At 37.5% G+C, this 19,784-nt stretch carries 15 protein-coding genes; 12 read left to right on the top strand and 3 right to left on the bottom strand.

Annotated features, from left to right (window positions below):
- Window positions 1–349: 349 nt before the first annotated feature.
- On the bottom strand, window positions 350–2,098 hold the full coding sequence (locus tag ACVWXS_RS18695) for a methyl-accepting chemotaxis protein (RefSeq protein ID WP_456959610.1): 1,749 nt from the start codon (window positions 2,096–2,098) through the stop codon (window positions 350–352).
- Window positions 2,099–2,923: 825 nt separating this feature from the next.
- Here ACVWXS_RS18695 and ACVWXS_RS18690 point away from each other — a divergent pair.
- The 3 genes from ACVWXS_RS18690 to ACVWXS_RS18680 all read left to right on the top strand — a co-directional run bounded on the left by ACVWXS_RS18690 (window position 2,924) and on the right by ACVWXS_RS18680 (window position 5,394).
- The gene (locus ACVWXS_RS18690) at window positions 2,924–3,091 is read left to right on the top strand and encodes a hypothetical protein (protein WP_456959609.1); all 168 of its coding nucleotides are present in this window, start codon (window positions 2,924–2,926) and stop codon (window positions 3,089–3,091) included.
- A gap of 241 nt (window positions 3,092–3,332) precedes the next feature.
- Window positions 3,333–4,670, top strand: coding sequence for an AAA family ATPase (locus ACVWXS_RS18685; RefSeq protein WP_427522129.1), 1,338 nt, complete (start codon window positions 3,333–3,335; stop codon window positions 4,668–4,670).
- Complete coding sequence (locus ACVWXS_RS18680; protein WP_456959607.1) at window positions 4,663–5,394, top strand: hypothetical protein; 732 nt, start codon at window positions 4,663–4,665, stop codon at window positions 5,392–5,394. Before ACVWXS_RS18685 ends, ACVWXS_RS18680 begins: the two co-directional genes overlap by 8 nt.
- A gap of 535 nt (window positions 5,395–5,929) precedes the next feature.
- On the opposite strand, the gene ACVWXS_RS18675 is transcribed toward ACVWXS_RS18680, so the two are convergent.
- Entirely contained in the window at window positions 5,930–11,017 is a 5,088-nt protein-coding gene (locus ACVWXS_RS18675; protein ID WP_456959605.1) for a DUF5724 domain-containing protein, read from the bottom strand.
- Window positions 11,018–11,029: 12 nt separating this feature from the next.
- Window positions 11,030–11,449 (bottom strand): hypothetical protein, encoded by a 420-nt coding sequence (locus ACVWXS_RS18670; protein WP_456959604.1) that lies wholly within the window; start codon window positions 11,447–11,449, stop codon window positions 11,030–11,032.
- A gap of 155 nt (window positions 11,450–11,604) precedes the next feature.
- Here ACVWXS_RS18670 and ACVWXS_RS18665 point away from each other — a divergent pair, with 155 nt between their 5' ends.
- The 9 genes from ACVWXS_RS18665 (at window position 11,605) to ACVWXS_RS18625 (ending at window position 19,742) form a co-directional block, all read left to right on the top strand.
- Entirely contained in the window at window positions 11,605–11,733 is a 129-nt protein-coding gene (locus tag ACVWXS_RS18665; RefSeq protein ID WP_456959602.1) for an RNA polymerase sigma factor, read from the top strand.
- Window positions 11,734–11,736: 3 nt separating this feature from the next.
- Window positions 11,737–12,114, top strand: a complete 378-nt coding sequence (locus ACVWXS_RS18660) for an RNA polymerase sigma factor (RefSeq protein WP_456959600.1) — start codon at window positions 11,737–11,739, stop codon at window positions 12,112–12,114.
- Window positions 12,114–12,647, top strand: coding sequence for a hypothetical protein (locus ACVWXS_RS18655; RefSeq protein ID WP_456959599.1), 534 nt, complete (start codon window positions 12,114–12,116; stop codon window positions 12,645–12,647). Before ACVWXS_RS18660 ends, ACVWXS_RS18655 begins: the two co-directional genes overlap by 1 nt.
- Window positions 12,647–13,204 (top strand): hypothetical protein, encoded by a 558-nt coding sequence (locus ACVWXS_RS18650; protein WP_456959598.1) that lies wholly within the window; start codon window positions 12,647–12,649, stop codon window positions 13,202–13,204. Before ACVWXS_RS18655 ends, ACVWXS_RS18650 begins: the two co-directional genes overlap by 1 nt.
- A 225-nt stretch (window positions 13,205–13,429) precedes the next feature.
- On the top strand, window positions 13,430–14,719 hold the full coding sequence (locus tag ACVWXS_RS18645; RefSeq protein ID WP_456959613.1) for a LysM peptidoglycan-binding domain-containing protein: 1,290 nt from the start codon (window positions 13,430–13,432) through the stop codon (window positions 14,717–14,719).
- A gap of 134 nt (window positions 14,720–14,853) precedes the next feature.
- The gene (locus tag ACVWXS_RS18640; RefSeq protein WP_456959596.1) at window positions 14,854–17,064 is read left to right on the top strand and encodes a YcdB/YcdC domain-containing protein; all 2,211 of its coding nucleotides are present in this window, start codon (window positions 14,854–14,856) and stop codon (window positions 17,062–17,064) included.
- Between the two features lie 98 nt (window positions 17,065–17,162).
- Entirely contained in the window at window positions 17,163–17,627 is a 465-nt protein-coding gene (locus ACVWXS_RS18635; protein ID WP_456959595.1) for a YusW family protein, read from the top strand.
- Window positions 17,628–18,064: 437 nt separating this feature from the next.
- Window positions 18,065–19,048, top strand: a complete 984-nt coding sequence (locus ACVWXS_RS18630; protein ID WP_456959594.1) for a ring-cleaving dioxygenase — start codon at window positions 18,065–18,067, stop codon at window positions 19,046–19,048.
- A 76-nt stretch (window positions 19,049–19,124) separates the two neighbouring features.
- The gene (locus ACVWXS_RS18625; protein ID WP_456959593.1) at window positions 19,125–19,742 is read left to right on the top strand and encodes a nitroreductase family protein; all 618 of its coding nucleotides are present in this window, start codon (window positions 19,125–19,127) and stop codon (window positions 19,740–19,742) included.
- Window positions 19,743–19,784 lie beyond the last annotated feature (42 nt).

Here is a 19,784-nt window from a genome sequence, read left to right as displayed (position 1 = left end):
CTTTGCGTTATTCATCTTAATTGAACCGCCGTATACGGATCCGTACATACGGTGGTGTGAGAGGTCGGGAGCTAATCACTCCCTCCTACTCGATTGCTTTAATGGATAGAATGCTGACTATCGCTGATAAAGATAACGAAAACGCTGATAAAAGCCCTCGAAACGCTGATAAAGGTAACAAAATCGCTGATAAAAGTCCTCGAATCGCAGCGGGATGCCTGACCAAGAAAAAATGACTTACTTCTACTTATAGGACAGCTCCTTTCATTTTTATCCCGCATGTAACTGCCCGATTGGTTTAACTAACATTCAGAGGGATAAAGAAAATCCGTCTGAAAGAAGTTTAACCTTATTTCACTGCCAATGTGTTGACAACATTTAATAATTCGCTTGATAAGTCATTCAGCACTTGAGCTTCTTCGGAAACTCTCTGCACAGTGTTAAGTTGCGATGCAGACGTTTCGGCTACTGCTCTCGTATTATCTCTCGAAGTTACCGAGAAATCTTCCATATCCTTAACAGCCGAAGTTACTTCTTCCATACCCGCTGCCATTTCTTCAATCGTTGCAGATAGTTCTTGAATTTGCCCAGTAACATGATGAATGGAAGTTAAAATTTGACTAAACGATTGTTCAGAATCATTAATCATCATTAAACCATTGTCCACTTCTTCCACAGCTAGTCTCATAACATTTACAGATTCATTTGTATCGTGTTGGATATGGGAGATAAGCGTGGAAATTTCACGAGCTGACGCCTCTGATTGCTCAGCAAGCTTGCGAACTTCATCTGCTACAACAGCGAAGCCACTTCCAGCTTCTCCAGCACGAGCAGCTTCTATTGCTGCATTCAATGCTAGTAAATTCGTTTGGGAAGCGATACCTGTAATAATACCGACGATTTCTTCAATTTTACCTGAATGCTCACCAAGCATTTTTACAGATGCTGCTGATTGATTGACAGCTTTACTAATGACATTCATTTGGGCAACAGATTTATTAGTAGATTCATTGCCTTTTTCAGCTTCTTCTGAAGTAAGGATAGAGGACTCTGAAATTTGATTTGATGTCATGGCAAGTCGTTGAATACCAATGCTCATTTCTTCAATTGTAATGGCGCTTTCTTTTGCCTTTTGTACTTGTAAATCAGCGCCCCCAGCGATCTCTTGCATGGATGAAGCTATACTATTGTAAGAATCTGTTGCTTCCAGCATATTGGTCGATAAAACATTGGCAGAATTTGAAACGTGTGTAGAGACATTTGTGGCACTTTTATTAACGGTTTTTAAATTCTCAATCATGGAATTAAAGTTTTTCGTTAGGAGGCCAATTTCATCTGTTGATGATACAGGTAAAGGCTCAAGCTCTAAATTACCTTCTGCTACCTTTTTAGATTGTAGAGAAAGTTGTTGGATAGGTGTTAATTTTCTTGTTACAAGCGAGAAAACTGCAATGGAAGAACCAATTAAGAAAATAACTGTAACTACAAGAGTCCATAATACTTCTGACATTGCCTTAGCAGTTACCTTTGATACATCGTAGTCCATTGCATAAGCAGCCAAGATAGATCCATCTTCATCTAAAATGGGTGTAAGTCCTGTTTTATAGCTACCATACTCATCGCTATATATTTCAGTAGCTGTAGTTTCCTTTGTTTCAAAAACCTCTTTAATCTTTGCAAGGAAATCTGAAGATAGACCCATTTCTATCATATCCTGATTATATTCAGCTCCTTCATTAAGTACACTAGATGAAAGAACCGGTGCATTTATTTTTTCTCCATCTACTGTAATGAGAAAAAGATTCGTAATAAGATCTGATTGATTGTTTACAGCATCCATTTCTTTTGTCAAACGAAGGACATCTGGGTTACTAGCATTGGGTTCCTGCAATACAGATTGCAATGTTTTTAAATCTATAGTCTTTGATAGAATCATTCCTTGATCATGAAGGGCTAGGTCCATATTTTTTAAATTGCTGCCTTTCACTATATAATAGGAAAGACCTAAAGTAACTAATCCATATAGTAATAAGATATTTAACGTTATAGCCGTTAATTTCTTACTGATGGACATATGCTTTTGCTTGCTTGTCTTCATGCTCTTCCTCCTAAAATTATATACAAAACATATTTTAGATAAAAAAAGGGACAATCGTTGATGTGATAGTCGAATGTAACGAGAAGAGCTCGCGACAATTGACAGTTCAGATGTAATTAATCATGAAAATTTATGTTCCTTTTTACTCAAAAAATTATGAATGTAAATTAATCCATTTATACCCTGACAATAAACAACTATACTGCCAAAAAATATAGTTCACAACCCAAAGAACTTACTATTCCAACTGTGAATCTTCGAAATTAAAATTAAAAATTAGGTTTTTAGTCTGTAAGAATCTTTTTAGTGTGGATAATTTTACTAAAAAATAACTTTTTATTAATATAAAATGACTTGAGAGTCGTTATCTAAGTTGATTTTAAATGATTAAAATATAGGTAGAAAATTTCAAGGCTTTATTTTATGGGGGAAGGGGAAATCCTTTCGTGTAATAGATAAAAAGGCTATCCACTAGTTCGTATTTGAACGTATGGATAGCCTTTTTTGTTATAGTTATTTACCTTGGATTACCAAAGATGCCAGGTAACATATCTTGCATTCCTGGTAAGTTTAACCCTGGGAAACTAGGATATTGCCCGCCTGGATATGGCATCGGAGGGCGCGGAGGGTATGGCTGCGGTGGATATGGCATCGGAGGGCGCGAAGGATATGGTTGCGATGGATATGGCATAGAAGGTTGCGAAGGATATGGTTGTGATGGATATGGCATCGGGGGGCGCGAAGGATATGGTTGTGATGGATATGGCATCGGAGGGCGCGAAGGATATGGTTGTGATGGATATGGCATAGAAGGATGTGAAGGATATGGTTGTGATGGATATGGCATTGAAGGACGCGAAGGATATGGTTGTGATGGATATGGCATCGAAGGACGCGAAGGATATGGTTGTGATGGATATGGCATCGAAGGACGCGATGGGTATGGTTGAGACGGATATGAAGGTGGATAGGAGCTACCAGGAAGCATGCTAGGGTGATACGGAATGTTAACATCAAAATTTTCATCTTCGGGAGTTAATCTAGGATTGAACAATGAAACACACCTTTCTTCATTTTTTCTTTTCTAACATATGCTCACTATTATGATTGTCATAGGCTTTAAACTAGGCGTGAATAATCGCTAATGATATCAGTCTTTAAAATAGAAGTTGTTATAAAATATATCGATTTTAATTATAATAGAAGAAAATATCATTAAAGGATGTTTAGTGAGATGACAATTATAAAAATCAAAAAAATAAAGATACAAAATTTACGAAATGTACGACATGGTGAAATTATTTTAGCGGTAAATTTCGAGACGTTTTTTAAACCCAATGTTGTAGGTTTATATGGACAAAACGGTTCTGGGAAAACAACTATTGTTGATGCATTTGGCTTGTTAAAGGCACTGATCTCCGGCTGGATTGCTGAAATTAAATTACCATCTCAGGAAAAGAAATTAATTATGGCAGGGGAAGATATGGCAAGTATTGAGTTCGAGTTTCTAGTAGAAAATCAATTTGGCACATTTTTTCTCAATTATTATGTAGAGTTACAAGAAGATCAAAACAGACTGTACACAACGGTTGAACGTTTAGCTTACAGAGAAAACGAGAAAGGGAAGCGTTCAAAGATTCTAATTAATGTTACAGAGGAAGACATACAACTACGTAAAGCAAATCTTTCTGATATGAATGAAAAAACGCGTATCCAATTACTAGTCACTCATCAATTAGCTAAAAAACAATATATGTCCTTTATCTTTCACAAAGATTTAAAGCCATTATTACAGGACAGGTTGTCAGAGCTAGAAATGCAATTGATTCATAATTTAGCAATAGATTTTAATCGGGATTTACATGTCGTTAATAATCAAAATATCGCACCGTTATATGAAGAGCGCAGTATGCCCTTTAGTATTCATCTTGAAAAAACTCGTGGTTCTATCCCTTATAATTTGAAGGGGCCAGCGTTATTGCCTGAGGATGCATTTTACGTGTTATGTGAAGTAATAGAGCAAAGTAATCAAGTATTATCAGCGATTATTCCTGGTCTGTCTATAAAGATTAATGTGCTTACAAAACAAACTATGGATAACGGGGAAAAAGGAATCCGTTTTGAATTTTTATCGCAGCGAGGGGAACGCGAATTACCACTACGGACAGAGTCAGAGGGAATTTTGAAAATTATTTCTGTACTCAGTGTACTCATTGCCGTTTATAACAACCCAAATGCTTGTGTAGTAATTGATGAATTAGATTCTGGTGTTTTTGAATATTTGTTAGGCGAGTTGTTAACAGTGATTGATGAGGACGGAAAAGGACAGCTTATTTTTACGTCTCATAATTTACGTGTGTTAGAGGTGCTTGCTATTAAAAACTTATGGTTTACGACAACGAATGAGGATCGTCGTTATGTGCAGCTAAAAGGTATCAAAGAGGTCAATAATGCTCGAGATGTTTATTTACGTGCAATTCAGTTGGGCGGACAGGATGAGGAGATTTATAAGGAAACGAAGATATTTAAAATCAAGCGTGCTTTTCGAAAAGCAGGTGTCCAGCATGACTAAAAAGGTTCTATTAATAATTGTAGAAGGGCAGACGGAGCAAATTGTTTTGGAGGATTTTCTGGATGAACATTTTGCAAATTCCACGATTCGTTTCGATGTACAACGGGAGGATATTTTAACGAAGTGGGATACTCATAAACGAATACCTAATATTAAAAATAGTGTTGCACGAGTGATTCAGAACTATTTGGAAAAGTATAAGTTTTTAGCGAAAGATTTAACCGCTGTCGTTCATATTACAGATGCAGATGGTTGCTTTATCGCCCCTGAATTTGTCAAGGTGAAGGAAGATATTGAGGGGAAGTTACATTACACAGAAGATGCAATATTGGTGAAATCTGAGAAGCGTAAGGAGCAAATCGAGCAACGTAATGAAATGAAGGCGAATAATGCCAAAATCCTTGTAGCGAATGATCATTTTAGCATTCAACGATTAAAAATACCGTATCAGCTATTTTATTTTTCTACAAACTTGGAGCATGTACTATGGGATGAGCGCAATGAAGTAGCAACGGAAAAGGTGCAAAAAGCTGATGAATTTATGGAAAGTTTATCGAGTTCCATAGAAGAATATTTAACAGAATTTCTTCCAGTTAACGCAGAGCTTCCGTATAAAGAAAAAATGAAAATGAGCTGGTCTTTTTTAATGGAGGGCTGTAATTCATTACAACGCGGAACGAATGTGCCGTTATTATTTGAAATGATTAAATCAGATGTACAATGAAAAACAAAATGGCTAAGGTAATCTATGTGAATGATGATTTCCGTTCCAGGCTACTCGCTTTCCTGTGGGCGAGCGTCGAGCCGCTTCCTCCGCTTAAGGAACGAAGGCTAAGTGCGTCACGTCCTGTGACAATGCCTTCGTGACCAACATCGTGTTGGCCTCAGGGTCTCGCCTGTCTCGCTTTCCCACGGGAGTCGAGTAGCCTTCCACTACAATCAGCAATAGTGTAGAACTTTTATAAAATCTATGCATTTCAAAAGTGAACAAATGGTTGCTCTTCATAATAGACTTATAACAGTTAGGGCGATTGTATATCTGTTTTTGCTGCGCTTCGTTTTGCCGAAGAGCTATACTATGACACCTTAATAAATCACCTTTATGTTAAAGAACCACAACATTCACAAAGATCTTCCTGACCAGTTTGTTTTCAACACTATAAATGCCCTCCAATATTTAAATGGAGGGCATTGCAATTTTAACAACAGGTGACGAAAATCATCTAGCGACCGTTTCCTGTTTTTGTGCACATGAGGCTTTAGCGCATTTGCTCGTAGCTACGAATATGTCCTAAAATAGCTGGATCTTTAATTTTTGTATCCTCACTTAACAGTAAAAGCTTTGACATAATCTCGGCTGTACGCGGATCGTCATCCACCATTGGTAAGAAAATTCGTCCGCGGTGCTGAGATGGTACGGCGATTATTGGAATCATTGAACCGCCCACTTGATGGACAACGCCACTGCCTAAGTGCAATGAATAGCTAGCAAGTTTGCCTTCAATAAGTGCATGCTGCTTTTTCACTTCGACATTTGTTAGCTTTAATAGCTTCGCTAATTCTTCTACAATGACACTACGCATATCAATTGTAGAATGGCTCGCTTCAGGATCCACACCACCGACATGTGCAACACTTACAACGAGGTCAATATCTCGCATTACTTCTGAGAATATCGTTGCAGGAATGTCATCTAATACTAGGTCTTTACCAGTTAAACGATTGTAGAAATAGACACCTTCAATAGCCGGTGCTTCGATTTCTGCTGGTGTAAACCAATCTGCCTGCGCATACAAGGAGGCAACGATGTTTTCTTTGTAATACACTTTTCGTGGTCCTTCATCATAACTAATTTGCCAGCCTCGTGTTTTTAGGAGTGCAACCGTTTGAGAAGGATTTACTTGATGTCCCGCATAACGCAATGATCTTTTTTGTCCTTTTTCATCTGCATTTATTACATACAGCTCACGGAATATTTGCTTAAATGGCTGTTTTATTTCGTGTTCGAACATTTTAGCTTGCCATTGTCGCCATTGTCCGCTTTGCAGTAGGTGATACGGATGGGCGATTGTTAATATAGCTGTAGGAGCAAGCGATACTATGTCGTCTGTTAGTAGCTTTAGACCATCCTTAGTTAGCCATCCTACATGCTCTTCTTTTTTAAAGATGAGCTTTTGTAGAAGTGGAGCTAAAATCGGGTGCTCTAATAAATTGATCAGCTCTTCGGCAAAGAATTTAGTTTCAAGCTCCATTGCCTGTTCGAGTGATGGGCGTGCTCGTTTATATTGCTCCTGTAATTCTTTTCTTGCCTCCTGCAATTCTACAACTTGCGCATGTTTTTTCAGTGCAGCAGGAATGTTTTTTAGTTGCTTCCCATCCTTTTCAACGATCATCGTAACATTTGCATCCTCATCAATTTGTAGCTGTGCAGTAATATGTTCGATTTGTTGTGCATCGAATAAATGCTTGATATCGGTATAGGCTGCTAGCTCCATGCGCCATGTGAAGCGTGTTGTTTCGCCGTCTCCTGCATTTCGTGCTAAATTTTCGAGCGCAATGCTGGCTGCACGCGCTTCACTAGCACGACGCTGTGCACCAAATTGTTTGCTTTCCTTTAAAAACTGTTGGATGAATTGATAGCGTGTTAGCGCATCCTGTTGATCCGATTTTTTTAGTGGAATAAGTCCGAGTGCACGTAGTTTATCTTTATTGCGTTTATCGCGAATTTCTTCCATTAACGGTTCTGGACTAAGCTTGCCTATTGCTGTATCAGCATAAAGCTGTGCTCGACGGTGGTTAGCTCCCTCCGATGCATATTTTGCTGCATCATATACAATCTTGAAATTTTTGGCGCCTATTGTTTGATACGCACTTTGGAACCAAGCTAAATCAAATGCACCGTCACGGAAGTCATCAGCAGTAATGCTTGAGAAAAGAGCAATCTGATCTTTAGCAAAGTCCGATAAATGGTCGGTTGTATGGGCGATAAAGTACCATGCTGATTCTTTTAATCCTTCCCAATCAATCAATTCACTAACAAGGTCGACCCAATGTTGGTTATACATCATCGCTTCAATTAAGCGTTCTTTTGAAATATCTGTTTTTTCCCACGCATCTTTTAATTGCTGCGCAGTTTCTTCCTTTTTAGGATAGCAGCTTGCAAGTAGGCGAGAAAAAACATCCTTTTTCGTTTCCGCTTGCCAAATATAGCCACGAGCAAGCTTTTCACCATCTAATGCTTGTAAAATCTTTAAGAAATAATCAATACCCTCTATATAAGAAATTCTACTAGCGAGTTGCGTTACTGCTGTAGGAATATCACCACGCATAAGCTCGATCTCTAAAATGCGATCAATGGCCTGCTCACGAACAGCAAAGAGATTCGATAAGTCTTCAAATGACTGATGATAACGCTCCGTTAATTTACTTGGTGCACCAAGTATTTCGGAGGCTAATGTATCTGTGAAGATGGTTTCAAATAAATGATCCGTAGTGAACAAGCCTGCTTTACAAGCATCTAAATATTGGAATAGGTTTAGATTGTATATAGTTGGGCTATATTGCTCTATCTGCTTCCTCTTTGTTAACTCTTCGTTAATGGCAAGCATTTTGACATATTCACCGTAAGTCGTATAGTCAGAGAAGCAACGATGAACAAAAGTACCAATAACATCTAAAGCTACTATAGTTGAAGTAGAGCTATAATAATAGTCCCTCTCTCGTACCTCAAGCTTCCACTGCTCGGCCGATATTTGTGTTAAAAGCTGAAGCATAATACCGATTGCTTGTTCAAAAGCATTAAACTCAGGTGCATGCTGTGTTAGTAATGCGACAGCCTCTTTATGAAGCGCCTGCTCTCCAGAGACATTATCTAAATCTTGGGAAAGTACAGTGAAAATTCGTTCCACTGTTCGCTGATATTTGAAGTTGTTAAACTTAGCAACAAATTCTTTTATTTCTGCATAATTAAAGAATGGAGCGATTAAGGTTTGTGCTGCTTCACTCAGTTCATGTACCGCAGGATGTTCAGATAGATTGTTATAAAAGTTAAAATAAGCTAAATCCTCTGTACTGAATTTGGACGTCTTTATCCACTGGAGAATTTCATCTGGTATCGGATATACATCGAGACTTGCGTTTCGATTGTTTTTTGTTTTCGCAGCAACGATGTTAAATGTTTGCCCTAATGTTGTTGTAATCGGCGTATCATTCCATTGATATGTCTCGTACTCATAGTGGGCATTAGCATCTAATAGTTGAATAAGTTGTTCAAGCTTTAACAACAGCTTCTCTATATCATAATTAAAGAATTTTTCCAGCGGCATTGATTCCTGCATATATAAAGGAACAAGCTGCTTCCATGCTTCCACACCGTTCATCTTTATATCAATATTAGTGATGTTGTCGTATTGAATAGGAGGGTGTGGCGTATATAAACCAAAGCCATTGTCCTCATTATATTCTGGAACATCACTTGTTAACAATTGATCTAACATCACTTGTTCTGTCTTCGTTACTTTCGGAAGCAGGTCACAGAATGCGGCTATTTGCTCACTAGCTAAGTGATATTCTTTAGAAGCTTCCAACAACAACTCAAGCCCACCAAGTCGCTTCAACTGCTTCTTGTCCTGTATGAGTCGTTCGGCACTTTGCAATATTTTCTCCTGCGACTGAAGCTTTAAGAGTGAAATGGCTTCTTTACGAAGTGAGCCTGATTTATTCGCTAAAAGGTCCTCAATTTTTAAAACTTCATCGTCTGTAGGTGTTAGTGATTGTATTTTGTTCAACGCAAGGGAACGATTGATGGAGCTGCGATCTCGTAAAGTGCTAAATAGAAAATCACGCTTTCCTTGCGTAGTATCGTCAAGACAATAAATATTCAGAAGGCCGATTCTACTTGTAGGAGAGTAAGAATCTGCATCCGCAATAATACGTTGAAATAGCTCTTCATCTTGTAAATGGTGGGCTAAGATGATTTGTGTTGAAATTAAATCTTCTAACGACAAGTGTGCATAGACGAATGCTAAAGGTTTTCCTGTAATTGTTATACCATCTTTCGTGACTTCGCTCTTTGCCCATTCAAGCTGTTCAAATAGAGAGTATTCAATACCTTGTAGCTGAGTATTGTCTTGCATGAACTTTTGTAAATCTTTAACCCAATCGTTATCTCTAGCATATTCACTATTAATATAGTTATTTGCATATAGGAAATTGCCCCAAGCAAATGTAAATAGCTCAATATCCGTCGTTGTTAAAATAAGATCCTTGACATACTGTGCAGTGAAGGAAGTTTTCCCTAGATTTTTTAAAAATGCAAGTGTTGTCAGCTGGATATGCTTTTCGCGGTTTAACAACTCTGGCAAAATAGTATCGAGTTTCGTGTAATCCTTTGTAGAAATTGTCCAAAGTGCCACGTAAATATCGATCGTTCGCTCGCTTCTTAGTAGCTCAACGGCGAACTGGTCGTCTTCAATTGCTTGAATCGCTAACGATAATACTTCCTCTGTTACTTTTTGATTTTCGAAGCTAGTATAGCCAAGTCCCATCCATGTATCGACAGCGCGAATCACGGAGGAGAAGCGAGTGAGCTGATGCTCCTGAATAAGCTTCATAATTGTCAGCTGCGCATCGAGAGTACCATGATCAATATTTTCTACAATGGCTTGACGTAGTCCCTCTTGCCGTGCAGCAGCAACTAATAGTTTACCAAGTGCCTCATGCATACGAGTATTGGTTGATTTGAAAATACCTCTTATCAGTGGGTATCCAAAAAAGGTACCCTGATGTTCGTCAAATAATATATTTTCAACCGCTTCTTCAATAACAGAGTTTTCTAAGGACAGTTCTTCAGCAAGCATTTGTTCAAAAACATTAAAGGGCATTACCTTTGTATTCTCATTTTTAATGACAAAGGAGCTATAGTTAGGGTAAGAACCATGTTCAAATTGATTGTGATTTATCAGTAATTCCTGCAGATTCATTTCTTCAAATGTCAGCATTTCTTCAATTAATTGTAAGCATTGAGAAAGGTGGTCCTGTACGGGTTGTGCAGAACGAAATGATCTACGCATAATGCCGGTCTGAAACATTGCTGTATCGTAACGTAATGCCAGTTTCTTAATAGTTTGTGCACGCTCTTGTGAAGAAAAGAGTGTAAGAACATCGAATAGTGGCCCAGCAAATAGCTCCTCAAGTGTTGTGACATTTAATTCAGCAACTTGTCGCTCAATACCATGATCACGAGTATCCATATAGTTAAGCAACGCCGTGGCTAGTGGCTGAATAGCTATTGGTGCAGTATCTATTTTGTTTTGCAATTGTACATTTTGTTCATGTGTAAGTGTCATGAAAATCGCTCCTTACCAAATGCGTCCTGCTAGCATTGTTAGTTTAATAAATGTAAAAGCATCGTCTTCTTGTATTGTTAATGGTGTAGTAAGTGAATTCAATTGTTCCTCATTATGGAGTACTAAGAAAAGCTCATCTTCAAAGGCTTGAAGCACTGTCGATATAGCTTGGTCTATAGACTGTACAGAGGCATTTTTTTTCTCACCAAAATGTACTTTGCCATGCTGTACTGCCTCCTCTAGCTGCTGATCAGTAATATAAATATGGAGCGGAGTATCCAGTGCTTTTTCGTTATAATTCTGAACTTCTTGTGTTACAAGTTGCGTAAGTAAATCTTTCAAAGTATAGACAGGCCCTTCAATAGTAAATGGGATTTTTTGAAGTTTACGTGATTTTTTGCCGATTGTTTTTTGTTGGTAAAATAAACGCAATCTAACACCTCCTTACAGTAACTTCATTATACAAGAGAATAAATGGCGAAAAGAATGAGGCATTTTACGTTAGTTGTATAAAAAAATTTGGGAAAAGTGTAACAAATAAATTGTTGCGACGACATATTTGTGAGTGTAGAAAGTGGGGTGAAGTTTTGCATAAGGATATACCAAAAATAGAACATTTGTACGATTATTATTATCGTGATGTGTATCATTTTGCGCTTTATTATACAAATAGCAAGCAAGAGGCAGAGGATATTACGCAAGAAACGTTTTTTTAAGTGATGAAGCAGTTAGATCATTTAAAGGATCAAGATAAAGTAAAAACTTGGATCATATCAATAGCACGAAATACAGCAGTAGACATACATCGAAGGCAGAAAATAAAACGTCTATTAATAGAAAAACTTAGCTGGCAGCCTGTTTTAAAGGAAGTTCCTGAGCCTCTAGAAATGGTAGAACTACATGAACAATGGAAAACAGTACAAGAGGCACTAATGACGTTAAAATCACATGATCGAACAATCATTATTTGCCGAATGTTAAAAGACTACACTATTCAGGAAACAGCAGCAATTTTGGGTATCTCGGAAGTCAAAGTGCGCGTTGATTTTCACCGAGCCCTGGCAAGACTTCGAAAAAAGGTAGGGAGGGATGATTGATGGACGAACGTGATTACGAGTTATTTGACGCATTAAAAAAACGCCCTGATAAAGATCCGGATGTAGATTTCTCCAATCAATTGCGTAGAGAGCTACAAAAGAGTCATATAAAGAAAACAAAACGATTACCTGTTGCAACGATCCTAACCGTTCCTGTAACATTAGCCGTTCTTCTATTTGTCTTCATGATTGGTGCAGGGCAATCGTTCGAACTGAAAAATGCAGCACAGTTAACCATCAATCAGGAGAAAAACTTTACACATCTAGTAGTCATTTTTCTATTGCTTGCGCTCTCGTTGTTTATTTTGTTCGTTTATTATAAAGGACTTACGAGGGGAAAACTTGTCTACATGACGTTCGCATTGTCTTTCTTGGCATGGATTGGGAACCTAGTATATGCAGAGAAACAAAACATAGATGAACCTATTGTGCAACCAAGTTATAGTGAGTCCTATGATAGTAAGCAAGATCATATAGATGAAATTCAACAGGATAACTATTGGATGAAAACAACAGAGGGAGGCATAAAATAATGAAAAAGCCTTACGAACATTTATTTAACGGTGTGTGCTGTGTTTTTATAGATTTAAGTTTTTTTGGCTTACCAGATATCTATCCAGATTTTATTGGCTATCTATTTTTTGCATATGGTATCCACTTACTGCCATCACTTCATAATTTAAAGCGTTGGTCGAAAAACTTCGCCATTATTTTAGCCGTATTATCATTTTTTGTGGAGCTAGATCAATGGTTAGGTTATAAGATGCTAGGGGAAATTGGGGTACAGTTTATACAATTTTTATTCATCGTCTTTATGTTCGTTGTTTTCCAATTATTATTGCACATTCATAAAAATAAACCTTTAGAAGCTAAAACATTTAAAACATATCAAAAGTTTATAGCATTTATGCTCTGTGGCTTTGTCATACAGTCATTTTCAATAAATATTGATGCAAGTATGCGAGAAAATGTTCATTTTATAGGTTATGTACCACAGTTACTTGCTTATTTCTTTTTTCTATTCTATTTTCGAGCGTGTCATAAATACTATAAAGAAATCAATGAAAACAAGGTCCCTTCGCTGAAATAAGCGAAATCTAAGCATTCGATGCGTCTATATGCAACGAATGCTTTTTTGTTTCTCAATTTTATTAGGGGCAAATAACCGAATAAAGCTATTTCCGTTGTCATAAGATTAATTGGTATTGTCTGGTTCATTGCAAAAGATGTTTATTTTCTAAATACTCGGGTAAATGTAATTTAAGTATGACTGTAATGAATCGGCAGTTTAATCATTTCAAAAGGAGGCACTGACATTCAAATACATGTTGTACGAGCAGGGGATTCTGTCTGGGGGATTGCACAGGCTTATGGGACAACAGTTCAGAAAATTGTAGATGCCAATCAAATTCCTGAACCCAATCGATTAGTTGTAGGGCAAGCTCTTGTGATTCCAATTGTCGGGAGCTTTTATTATGTGCAGCCAGGGGATAGTCTTTGGACCATCGGCCAACGCTTTGGCATCAATTATTTAACCCTTGCACAAGTAAACGGTATTAATCCGAATCAACCTTTATCAGTGGGTATGAGACTCTATATTCCACCCCAACCAAAAACAAGAGCTGAAACATTGGCGTATTTAGAGCCGAGAGGGACATCTGTTAGTGAACCATTATTGAATCAGGCAAGAGAAGCGGGTCCATTTTTAACTTATCTTGCTTTGTTTAGCTATGAGGCAAGACGAGATGGGACGCTTAAGAGACCGCCAAGTCAAGGTGTACCGCAAATTGCTAATGATACAGGAGCTTCTCTAGCAATGGTTGTCTCAAATTTGGAGGATTTTACTTTTAGCGGTGAGTTAGCAAGAGATATTTTTCAAAGTACAGCAGTACAGGATTTGCTCTTTGATAATATTCTTGAAGAGGCAAAGCGATTAGGAAACGTTAAAGATATTCATTTCGATTTTGAGCATTTGCCGGGTGATCAACGCGAGGCGTATAACAATTTTTTAAGGAGAGCTGTGAACCGATTCCATCCACAGGGCTATACAGTATCGACAGCGCTCGCTCCAAAAACAAGTGCTAGTGAGCGAGGTCCGTGGACTGAGGCACATGATTATAAGGCACATGGCGAAATAGTCGATTTTGTTATGCTAATGACTTATGAATGGGGGTATTCTGCCGGGCCTCCTATGGCAGTGTCACCACTTCCAGAAGTTGAGGAAGTTGTAAAATATGCAGTAAGTGAAATACCTCCGAACAAAATATTACTTGGACAGAATTTATATGGCTATGACTGGACACTACCTTTTGTACAGGGGGGGCCATATGCGGAAGCAGTTAGTCCGCAAAGAGCAATCGAGATTGCTAAGAAATATAATGCCGCTATTCAGTATGATTTGAGATCTCAGGCACCTTTCTTTGAATACTATGATGAGCAAGGTAAAGCACATATCGTGTGGTTCGAGGATGCAAGATCCATTCAGGCAAAGTTCAATTTAATCAAACAGTACAAACTTCGAGGAGTAGGCTATTGGAAGTTGGGTCTACCATTCCCGCAAAATTGGTTATTAATTGGATCGAATTTTGATGTGGTGAAGAAATGAGAAGCTTTAGGAGATATAGAAATCGCGAGTTGCCCAATCTATTTTCTTCAAAGTGGAAAAAATCTGTAAATATCATTTCTATTTTTGGTAATGTATAGTATAATTATGGTAAATAGTATTTTAGGAGGGATATTTTGGGTAAGTTTAAAAAATTAGGTATTATACTAACGTCTACAGCATTTTCCGTCGGTGTACTTTCACCAATGGCACAGGCTTCTGCTAATGTAAAGGAATCTCCAGAAAGAGTTGCAATTCAGGTAGATTCAAAAGAAACTAAAGTAACAAAAAGTATGCTTGTTAAGCAAGTGCAGACACTGTTTGGAGATAAATTTAATTTTGTCACAGAGAATGATTTCAATATGGGACAAGGGCATTACTATAATGATGATAAAACGGTACGCTATGAATTATTCTTCCATAAAACAATCGACGGCAAAGATATTTACGGTGGTTTTACGTTTAAAGGCGACGATTTAGAATTAGAAAACTTCCACTATCAGCCTGCCAATGTAGCGGATGCAATTTATCCTGCTAAATATTCAAAGGCTGAGGCAAAAAAAGTTGCTGAAGACTTCCTGAAAAAAATGCCTAATACTGCCAATTACAAGCTTCGTGAAGATTTAATGTATGATGATTTTGGTTTCAGTAGACCGATTTCTGAACCAATTTCGTATTCATTCACTTATTCGCCAACTCACAATGGTGTACCATTTAGTGATGAGAGTATGCATATTGAAGTTCTAGCAAATGGTGAAATTGTGGGTATGTATCGTAATACTGAGTCAACTAGTAAAGCAACATTTGACAGCTTAGAACAGAAAAAGAGTGAGGCAGACATACTTGCACAGATTCGCGAAAACTTATCAGTAGAGTTACGTTATTATATTGACTATAGCTACGGAACAGATGAAGCAATCGCTAAGCTTGTGTACGTGCCAACTAACTTCATGGGTGTAAATGCATTAAATGGGCAGTGGCAAACGATGAATGGTTTCACTTCACAGGTGCCAAAGACAAAAGGTGTGGAAAAACTTTCAGCACAACCACTTGAGCCTAGAAAGAAAAATATAACATTAGCTGAAGTTGAAGAGTTAGCACAGTCTCTCTTAAAAGTTGATTCGGACAAAGTAAAGCTGCGAATTGAATCGATTGATGAAATAGAAAATGAAAATGGCGAGACAATTTATTCAGTAAATTACTCGTACGATTATGGGAATCGTGGCGTAGGCGCATCATTCGAAGTGAACAAAGCAACAGGTGAACTTATAAACTTCTGGAATATAAGTGATGAAGCCTTAGAGAAGGATGATAAAGTAGAGCCAATCTCAAAAGATGCTGCGTTAGAAAAGGCATTAGGCTACGTAAAAGAGTGGGCTCCTTCATATATTCATAATTATTCAAAACCAATTGAAGAGCCAATATATGATAAGAATAGTAAGCAATATTACTTCTCGTTCCCACGTATTGTCAATGGCATTGCTGTAGTAGGGGATGAAATTTCTGTTAATATCGGTGCAGATGGGAAACTACAAGGTTTAAATGTTAGTAATCACAAGGTTGATAATTGGCCGTCTGTAAACAAGGCTGTTTCTGCTGATAAAGTAAAAGCAATGTATAGTGATGATGCAAAATTGAATCTACAGTATGCAAAACAGGATGGAGAGGGTAATAGCCACTATAATTTAGTATACTCTCCAGTTTATAATGGAAGCTTGTTCAATGTTGTTGATGCAACAACTGGTGAATGGCTTCATAAAATTGACGATTCTAAAGAACTACCTGCCATTTCACATCCAACAGCAGGAGGAGAATTAACTTATTTACTACGTCAAAATGTGTTAGACGTTAAAGACCCAGCAAACTTTAATGCTGATACAGCTGTAACAAAGGGAGAAGCTTTGAAAATTTTAGTTAAATCATTATCATGGGGACATGATTATGGTAGAGGAAACGATAAGCAATCCTTCAAAAATATTGACAAAAAGCATCCTTTATATGGAACTGTTGAACAAGCTGTAAGCATGGGCATGTTACAACCGGCGGATCAATTTGCAGAAGATGCAACATTGACTCGTCAAGAGCTTGCAGAATGGTTAGTACGTGTACTAGATTTAGAAAAAGTAGCTAAACATAGTGACATTTATAAGTTAAACTTCACTGATGCAGGCTCGATTGATCCAGCGTATGCAGGCTACGTTGCTTTAGTAAGCGCAATGGGATTGATGGATGCACAGCAAAATAAATTTAATGCTACTGAGAAAGTGACATATGCAGATTTAGCTGTCTCAACAGTTCGATTAGCAAAAGCTGTTAATGAAAATAACAGCAGTCGTAATTACTGGTAATCAAAAATCAAAAGGGTATCTCCCATTAGTTGGGGATACTCTTTTTTGTTTGTTTGTAGGCGATTATGGAAATAATATTTGAAGAAAGGAGTGTCAAGATGAGAATAAAATTAGCATTAGTTGTTTCGTTAATGACAGTCATACTTTATGGTTGTACCAAGGAAAAAGTTCAAGACGTCCCTGCCAATGCTCCAACTAAACAAAATGCAGGACAGCAGGTGAGCGATACTGCTACTGAACAAATAACGTTTAATTTTTTGGAACTTTCATTGGATGTTGATTATTCTGCAACGGAGTCTTATGAGGTGGAATATGAAAATAAAAAATCCGGTATAGAGGCGAGATTAAAGGATGAACGTAAGAATGAAAAGCTTCAAGGTGATGCTGCTTATACGAAATTAGAGCCATTGTTCAAGCAACTGACATTTGATTCTACTACACCTAATGATGAGGTAATAGACCAAGTAATCTCAGTATTTCATATTGCTGAAGACTTCCAATCGATTGAGGTTGAAGTGGAGTTTGCTGATGGTAATGAAAAGGAATTTAAACGAATTAAATAACAAAACTTCGTTGCATTTACAATATGAAGAGCTAGTTAACACTATAATTACTGGCTCTTTTAATTTCGCTTGGATTATCGTCTCCCATGTAAGGGCACGAATAAATGAGCCAACATTGTACACTAGGAGATTACAGCAATACAAAAGAATTGCTGTTAAGAAGTCTATATGATATTATTATCTCGAATTAAAGATAATTGATTTGATAAGCTCGAACAAAAAGGCTTTGTGTCTCGACATGCTTACCCGAAAGATCGTCGTGTCACATATGATTTATTAACATATGAAGGAAATACATTAACGAGATTTTTAAAGTATTAGATCAACCAGAGATGGAAACAATGATTCTGTCTTTGAAAAAGGTTGGCTTTGCAATTAAATAATAAAAAATTTTTACGTAAATATCTCGAATTCGAGATAAATAGGAGGAATATAGAATGAACCATTTAAAAGGAATTCATCACGTTACTGCTATTACAAGTAGTGCAGAAGAGAATTATAAATTTTTTACTCATGTATTAGGAATGCGATTAGTGAAAAAAACGGTTAATCAGGATGATATCCAAACATATCATTTATTCTTTGCAGATGATAAAGGAAGTGCTGGCACAGATATGACTTTCTTTGACTTCCCGAACATTCAAAAAGGTGTACATGGAACAAACGAAATTTCAAAAACATCATTCCGAGTTCCAACAGATGTTGCATTGGACTATTGGTTAAAACGATTTGATCGATTAAATATTAAACATACAGGTATTAAAGAACAGTTTGGTAAGAAAACTTTATCTTTCGTCGATTTTGACGATCAGCAATATCAACTGATCTCTGATGAAAATAATACAGGTGTTGCGTCAGGTACACCATGGCAAGATGGGCCGATACCACTTGAATATGCGATTACAGGCTTAGGTCCGGTTTTTGTTAGAGTGGCTAACTTTAAACATTTCAAAGAGGTACTAGAGAAGGTAATGCTCTTTACAGAAATTGCGGAGGAAGGAGATTTCCATCTATTTGAGGTTGGTGAAGGCGGAAATGGCGCACAAATGGTTGTAGAATTTAACGCAGTTTTACCAGTAGCTCGACAAGGCTTCGGTACAGTGCACCATGCAGCATTCCGCGTAGAGAATCGGGCTGTATTAGATGAATGGACTGAACGATTTGAAAGCTTTGGCTTCCATACTTCTGGTTATGTAAATCGACACTTCTTTGAATCACTTTATGCACGAGTAGCACCACAAATTTTATTCGAGTTAGCTACTGATGGCCCAGGATTTATGGGAGATGAGCCGTATGAAACTTTAGGTGAAAAATTATCGTTACCACCATTTTTAGAGCCAAAGCGTGCGCAAATCGAAGAGCTTGTTCGCCCTATTGACACTGTAAGAAGTGCTATTACGTTCGATAAAGAATATGAGTAATACTTTTAATCCCATTCAGTAGAGAAACATAAGTCTCTACTGAATGAAAATTACATACTCTTAGGAGGTCAGCTGGATGGAATTTGCAAAGCTAATAGATAAGCGCCGATCAGCAAATAATTTTATAGAGGGCATCAAGATGAGTGAAGAAGATATACGTCCCATTTTGGAGGATGTAAAGCTTGCTCCATCCGCCTTTAATTTACAACATGCCAATTATATCGTTGTACTAGATGAAGAAAAAAAAGAAAAAGTACGAGAAGCAGCATACGGGCAATATAAAGTGCATTCAGCCTCAGCAGTTATACTTGTATTAGGAGATAAAGAAGCCTATAAAAATACGGCTAACCTTAATCAAGGAATGGTTGACTTAGGCATTATTAATGCTTGTGAATTAGAAAATATCGTTAATGAAAACGCTAAATTTTATGAAGAACGTGGCGAGGAATTTATGAAGGAGGAAGCCATTCGTAACGCTTCACTTTCAGCTATGTTATTTATGCTAGCAGCCAAAAATCGCGGATGGGATACATGTCCAATGATCGGCTTTGATCAGCAACAAATGAGAGCTCTTTTTAATGTCCCAGAAACACATGAAATTGCACTAATGATGACAATAGGTAAGGAAAAGGAAAGCAGTCGCCGCCTACGTGGTTATCGAAAACCGGTTGAGGAATTTGCAACCTATTATTAGGTCGGTATACAATGAAATTGATTTACAAATAAAGAATTTTTT

It is taken from the genome of Lysinibacillus sp. TE18511 (assembly GCF_054062295.1).
This window is presented reverse-complemented; position numbering and strand designations above follow the sequence as displayed.

Bases quoted from the DNA above. Each gene is read 5' to 3' on its own strand.
- ACVWXS_RS18695 (WP_456959610.1), bottom strand. From the start codon at position 2,098: ATGAAGACAAGCAAGCAAAAGCATATGTCCATCAGTAAGAAATTAACG.
- ACVWXS_RS18690 (WP_456959609.1), top strand. From the start codon at position 2,924: ATGGTTGTGATGGATATGGCATTGAAGGACGCGAAGGATATGGTTGTG.
- ACVWXS_RS18685 (WP_427522129.1), top strand. From the start codon at position 3,333: ATGACAATTATAAAAATCAAAAAAATAAAGATACAAAATTTACGAAAT.
- ACVWXS_RS18680 (WP_456959607.1), top strand. From the start codon at position 4,663: ATGACTAAAAAGGTTCTATTAATAATTGTAGAAGGGCAGACGGAGCAA.
- ACVWXS_RS18675 (WP_456959605.1), bottom strand. From the start codon at position 11,017: ATGACACTTACACATGAACAAAATGTACAATTGCAAAACAAAATAGAT.
- ACVWXS_RS18660 (WP_456959600.1), top strand. From the start codon at position 11,737: ATGAAGCAGTTAGATCATTTAAAGGATCAAGATAAAGTAAAAACTTGG.
- ACVWXS_RS18655 (WP_456959599.1), top strand. From the start codon at position 12,114: ATGGACGAACGTGATTACGAGTTATTTGACGCATTAAAAAAACGCCCT.
- ACVWXS_RS18650 (WP_456959598.1), top strand. From the start codon at position 12,647: ATGAAAAAGCCTTACGAACATTTATTTAACGGTGTGTGCTGTGTTTTT.
- ACVWXS_RS18635 (WP_456959595.1), top strand. From the start codon at position 17,163: ATGAGAATAAAATTAGCATTAGTTGTTTCGTTAATGACAGTCATACTT.
- ACVWXS_RS18630 (WP_456959594.1), top strand. From the start codon at position 18,065: ATGAACCATTTAAAAGGAATTCATCACGTTACTGCTATTACAAGTAGT.
- ACVWXS_RS18625 (WP_456959593.1), top strand. From the start codon at position 19,125: ATGGAATTTGCAAAGCTAATAGATAAGCGCCGATCAGCAAATAATTTT.